The sequence below is a fragment of the Catenulispora rubra genome (assembly GCF_015356825.1).
GTDB lineage: Bacteria > Actinomycetota > Actinomycetes > Streptomycetales > Catenulisporaceae > Catenulispora > Catenulispora rubra.
Map to the genome: position 1 here is coordinate 1 of NZ_JAACYW010000465.1, position 5,700 is coordinate 5,700.

Sequence of the window (5,700 nt, forward strand, 5' to 3'; positions counted from 1 at the left end):
ACCCACCCCGCCCTCGACCACGCCGACATCGTCGTCGCCGGCGGACGCGGCATCGGCTCCCGTGCCGCCTTCGCCGTCCTCGCCGATGTCGCCGAAGCCCTCGGCGCCGCCGTCGCCGGCTCGCACACCGCCGCCGAGCTCGGCTGGATCCCGCCGGAGGCGCGCGTCGGGCTCACCGGCAAGACCGTGCATCCGCGCCTCTACCTCGCCTGCGGCGTGTCCGGTTCGGTGCGGCACCGGGCCGGGATGCAGGGTGCGAAGACCGTCGTGGCCATCGGCGACGATCCGAACGCACCGATCTTCAAGCTCGCCGAACTCGGCGTCGTCGGCGACGCGCGCGCCATCCTGCCCGCGCTGCTGGCAGAGCTCCAAAGACGCTCCACCTTCCCCTCATAACGAACGGAGGCCCCCGTGGCCGTACGACTCATCATCGGCGCGGCGATCACGCTCACGGCGTTCGCACTGGCCGGACGCCGGGTGCTGATGCTCTATCGCCTGGGCCGCACGATGCAGCCGGCCGAGCCCGGGCGCGCTGACCAGCCGGCCACCCGCCTGTGGGCGGTGGTCACCGAGGTCCTCGGACAGCGCAAGCTGCTGCGCTGGTCCGGTCCGGGGCTGGCGCACTTCGCCGTCTTCTGGGGCTTCATGATCCTCGGCGCCACCATCGTCGAGGGCTTCGGCGCGCTGTTCGACCGGGACTTCCACATCCCGCTCATCGGCACCGACACCTGGCTGGGCTTCCTGGAGGACTTCTTCATCGTCGCGGTCCTGGTCGGCCTGCTGGCCTTCACGGCCATCCGCATCAAGCAGAACCCTGACAAGCGCGGTCGCAAGTCCCGCTTCTTCGGCTCCCACACCACCGCCGCGTGGGTCGTGCTCTTCATGATCTTCAACGTCATGTGGACCCTGCTGCTCTACCGCGGCGCGCAGATCAACACCGGCAACTTCCCCTTCCCACACGGCGCCTTCGCCAGCCAGGCCGCCGGCCACCTGCTGCACGGCGCCGGCAAGACCGGCAACGACGTCCTGGAGACCGTCGGCCTGCTCGCCTCCCTCGGCGTGGTCCTGGGCTTCCTGGTGCTGGTCGTGAACTCCAAGCACCTGCATATCTTCCTGGCCCCGTTCAACGTCGCCTTCTCCCGCCGCCCCCGCGCCCTGGGCCCGCTGCTGCCGGTCTACTCCGGCGGCAAGGCCGTGGACTTCGAGGACCCCGGCGAGGACGACAAGATCGGCCGCGGCGCCATCGAGGACTTCACCTGGAAGGGCCTGCTGGACCTCGCCACCTGCACCGAGTGCGGACGCTGCCAGTCCCAGTGCCCGGCCTGGAACACCGAGAAGCCGCTGAGCCCGAAGCTGCTCATCATGGCCCTGCGCGACCACGCGCTGAACAAGGCCCCGTACCTGCTCGCCGACGGCGAGGAGGCCAAGGCCGCTCTGGAGACGACCGCAGTCGACGTCTTCAAGGAAGCCCAGCGTCCCCTCATCGGCGGCGCGGACGTCAACGGCGTCATCGACCCCGACATCCTCTGGTCCTGCGTCACCTGCGGCGCCTGCGTCGAGCAGTGCCCGGTGGACATCGAGCACGTCGACCACATCGTCGACATGCGCCGCTACCAGGTCCTCATCGAGGCCGAGTTCCCCCGCGAGGCCGGCACGATGCTCCGCAACCTGGAGAAGAACGGCGACCCGTGGGGCCGCGGCGCCAAGGCCCGCCTGGAATGGACCGCCGGCCTGCCCTTCGAGGTCCGCGTCCTCGGTGCCAATGGCGAGGAGCGCCTCCCGGAAGACGTCGAATACCTCTTCTGGGTCGGCTGCGCGGGCTCGCTCGACGACAACGCCAAGAAGACCTCCCGCAACGTCGCCGAGCTCCTGCACGAGGCCGGCGTCGAGTTCATGATCCTGGGCTCGGGGGAGACCTGCACCGGCGACGCCGCCCGCCGCCTGGGCCAGGAGTTCCTGTTCCACGAGCTGGCGTCGCAGAACGTGGAGACGCTGAACTCCGCCGGCGCCAAGAAGATCGTCGTCACCTGCGCGCACTGCTTCAACACCCTGGCCAACGAGTACCCGCAGCTCGGCGGCCACTACGAGGTCGTGCACCACACCGAACTGCTGGCCCGCCTCATCAAGGACGGCCGCATCAAGCCGACCGGCGAGGTGGACGTCGCGGTCACTTACCACGACCCCTGCTACCTCGGCCGCCACAACCGGGTCTTCGACGCTCCGCGCGACATCCTCGGCACCATCCCCGGCGTGAAGCTCACCGAGATGCCGCGCAACCGCGAGAAGTCGTTCTGCTGCGGGGCCGGCGGCGCGCGGATGTGGATGGAGGAGACGATCGGCTCGCGGATCAACGAGACCCGCACCGACGAGGCGCTGGGTACGTCGCCGGACCTGGTGACCGCCGCCTGCCCCTACTGCATCGTGATGCTCACCGACGGCGTGAACACCCGCAAACAGCAGGGGAAGGCCGACGACGCGGTGCGGGTCGCGGACGTCTCGGAGGTGCTGCTGCGCTCGGTACGCAGGCCGCAGGAACCCACCGCCGCCGCCGAGCCGCCTCCGACTCCGAATCCGCCTACAAACCCGAACTCAACTCCGTCTACGAAGCCGTAACTTCTCGCAGCACACTGATCAAGGCATCCGGCCGCTCCTCGACCGGCACCAGATCGACGTAGAAAGTACGCACGCCGAGCGCGGACCCGCCGCCGTCGGCCGCATGGTCGCCGACCATGACGGCCGACGCCGGGTCCACGCCGAGCGCGTCGCAAGCGAGCTGGAAGATCTTCGGGTCCGGCTTGATCAGCCCGACCTCGTAGCTGAGCACCACCGCGTCCAGCAGATCCAGCAACCCGGCGTGCTTCAGATGCGGCCGGATGTCGAAGGAGATGTTGCTGATCACCGCGGTCGCCAACCCCCGGTCCTTGGCCTCGCGCACCGTCTCCAGCGCGTCCGGGTACGGCAGCCACGCCTCCGCGGCGTTGCTCCGGTCGTACAGCGGATCGACCAGCTCCGGCCACGGCCACCCGGACTCCCGGATCAGCCCGGTGTAGCAGGCGCGGTGGTGCGGCTCGTCCAAGTCGCGGGCCTCGTAGAGCTCCGCGAGGTGCTCCGGCACGTACGTCGGATAGGCGCCGTACCAGGCCCCGGCCTCGATCAGGCGATGGGCCCAGTGCTCGACCTCGCCGTCGTCCAGCGCGAGTCCGCCCTCGTCGGCGACGGCGCGGACCCATCGCTCCGCCGGCTCGATGCGCATCAGGGTGCCGGAGAAATCGAAGAGCATCGCTCGGGGGTGGTCCATGCCCCAGACTCTAGATGACTCCTTACCGCAGCAGCGCGTCGATCCAGTCCGCGACCGCCGCCACCAGGGCGTCCAGCACGGGAGGATCAGCCTTCTTCACCTTGAACGCGTGGTCGCCGGCCGGCAGCCCGACGAGGTGGTGTGTCGGCGGCAGTTCGGGGAACTCGGCCGCGGTCCCGAACGAGTCGGCACCGGCCTGGACGACCAGCGTCGGCAGCCCGGTGTCGAGCAGTTCCGCGGCGCGCGACTTCTCCGGCTTGCCCGGCGGATGCAGCGGGAACGCGAGCGCGACGACGCCGGCGGCACCGGTGCTGAGCGCGGTCCGGCAGGCCACGCGCGCCCCGGCGCTGCGTCCGCCGGCCAGGAATGGCGTCGCGCGGGCCCGCCTGCGCAAGGTCTCGGCCACCGGGATCCAGCCCTCGTCGAGCGTCTTCGGCGCCGGCGCGATCTTCTTGCCCGCCACCCGCCACGGCTGCTCGACGAGCACCACCTCGATCCCGCCCGACGGCAGCGCCGCGGCGAGCGCCTGCAGATCCGCGGCCTCGACGCCACCACCGGCCCCGTGCCCGAGCGCCAGGAGCGCGCGGCGCTTGGTGCGCGACGGAGTCGGGAAGCGGGTCAGGCGCGCGTCGCCGGCTGGGGTGGTGATCAGTTCCTGCACGCTCCCAACGTAGCCGCGAGTCGGTGGCCCGGCACGCCAGCAACACCAGCCACATTGCCACCGTAGATCTCATCTGTACCGCCAGCCCCACCCCACTCCCGTGCCGCCGACTCCGACCGCGACACCGATCGGTCCGTCTCACCCCCTGACCGGCCCCGAAACCTCCGACAACCCCCGGACCAGCGCCTTTTCAACGCCGTACGTCCCACACCTCCACCGGTCACCAGGCGTGCCATATGTCCCGGCGGTTAGAGTCGGAGCCATGAGCACGCATTTCGATGTCGTCGTCCTGGGCGCGGGGCCCGGCGGGTACACAGCGGCGGTCCGAGCGACCCAGCTCGGCAAGACGGTCGCCGTTGTCGAGGAGCGCTACTGGGGCGGGGTCTGCCTGAACGTCGGGTGCATCCCGTCCAAGGCGCTGCTGCGCAACGCGGAGCTGGCGCACACCGTGCAGCACGAGGCGAAGACCTACGGGATCTCCTCGAACGGCCCGATCACCTTCGACTACGGCGCCGCCTTCGAGCGCAGCCGGCAGGTCGCCGACGGCCGGGTCAAGGGCGTCCACTACCTGATGCGCAAGAACAAGATCGCGGAGTACGACGGCCGCGGCACCTTCCTGGACCAGCGCACGCTCAGCGTCGCCAAGTCCGACGGCACCACCGAGACCCTCACCTTCGACCACTGCATCATCGCCACCGGCGCGCGCACCCGGCTGCTGCCGGGCACCCAGCTCTCGCCGCGCGTGGTGACCTACGAAGAGCAGATCCTGTCCGCCACGCTGCCGGAGAGCATCGTCATCGCCGGCGCCGGGGCGATCGGCGTCGAGTTCGGCTACGTGCTCAACAGCTACGGCGTCAAGGTCACCATCGTCGAGTTCCTGGAGCGCATGGTCCCGCTGGAGGACATCGAGGTCTCCAAGGAACTGGCCCGCCAGTACCGCAAGCTCGGCATCGACGTGCTCACCGGGACCCGGGTCGACACCATCGACGACTCCGGCCCCAAGGTGCGGGTCACCGTCACCGGCAAGGACGGCGCCCAGCAGGTGCTGGAGGCCGACAAGGTGCTGCAGGCCATCGGCTTCGCGCCGAACGTCGACGGCTACGGCCTGGACAAGACCGGCGTGGCGCTCACCGAGCGCGGCGCGATCGCGGTGGACGGCCGCGGCCGGACCAACGTCCCGAACATCTTCGCCATCGGCGACGTCACCGCGAAGGTGATGCTCGCGCACGTCGCCGAGACCCAGGCCGTGGTGGCCGCCGAGACCATCGCCGGCGCGGAGACGATGGAGATCGACTTCGTGATGGTGCCGCGCGCCACCTACTGCCAGCCGCAGATCGCCAGCTTCGGCTGGACCGAGGAGCAGGCCCGGCTGGAGGGTTTCGACGTCAAGGTCGCCAAGTTCCCGTTCAGTGCCAACGGCAAGGCCGCGGGGCTCGGCGACGCGGTCGGCTTCGTCAAGGTGATCAGCGACGCCAAGTACGGCGAACTCCTCGGCGCGCACCTCATCGGCCCTGAGGTGACCGAGCTCCTGCCCGAGCTCACGTTGGCCCAGCAATGGGACCTGACGGTCCACGAAGTAGGCCGAAACATCCACGCCCACCCGACTCTTGGCGAAGCGGTTAAGGAAGCCGTCCACGGACTCGCCGGACATATGATTAACATGTAGATCAGCGCCTTGACGTGGTGCCCGGCCGCCCCCCACCGGCCGCACCGGACCCGACCGGGCACCACGCCAGAACAC

General features: G+C 70.0%; 5 protein-coding genes. 3 read left to right on the plus strand and 2 right to left on the minus strand.

Annotated elements, in window-relative coordinates; translation table 11 throughout:
* The coding region (locus tag GWK61_RS52245; RefSeq protein WP_194921694.1) for an electron transfer flavoprotein subunit alpha/FixB family protein at positions 1-396 on the plus strand (396 nt) is incomplete at its 5' end.
* 15 nt (positions 397-411) lie between these two features.
* Entirely contained in the window at positions 412-2,613 is a 2,202-nt protein-coding gene (locus GWK61_RS52250; protein ID WP_194921696.1) for a (Fe-S)-binding protein, read from the plus strand.
* Here GWK61_RS52250 and GWK61_RS52255 read toward each other — a convergent pair.
* A complete protein-coding gene (locus GWK61_RS52255; protein ID WP_194921698.1) occupies positions 2,600-3,298 on the minus strand; it encodes an HAD family hydrolase in 699 nt (232 codons plus the stop codon). The two genes, GWK61_RS52250 and GWK61_RS52255, sit on opposite strands and share 14 nt — an antisense overlap.
* Before the next feature lie 22 nt (positions 3,299-3,320).
* Positions 3,321-3,959 carry an alpha/beta hydrolase family protein gene (locus GWK61_RS52260; RefSeq protein WP_194921700.1) on the minus strand — a complete coding sequence of 213 codons (639 nt, stop codon included), beginning with the start codon at positions 3,957-3,959 and terminating at the stop codon, positions 3,321-3,323.
* A gap of 262 nt (positions 3,960-4,221) precedes the next feature.
* Here GWK61_RS52260 and lpdA point away from each other — a divergent pair, with 262 nt between their 5' ends.
* Positions 4,222-5,625 carry a dihydrolipoyl dehydrogenase gene (lpdA, locus tag GWK61_RS52265; protein WP_194921701.1) on the plus strand — a complete coding sequence of 468 codons (1,404 nt, stop codon included), beginning with the start codon at positions 4,222-4,224 and terminating at the stop codon, positions 5,623-5,625.
* Positions 5,626-5,700 lie beyond the last annotated feature (75 nt).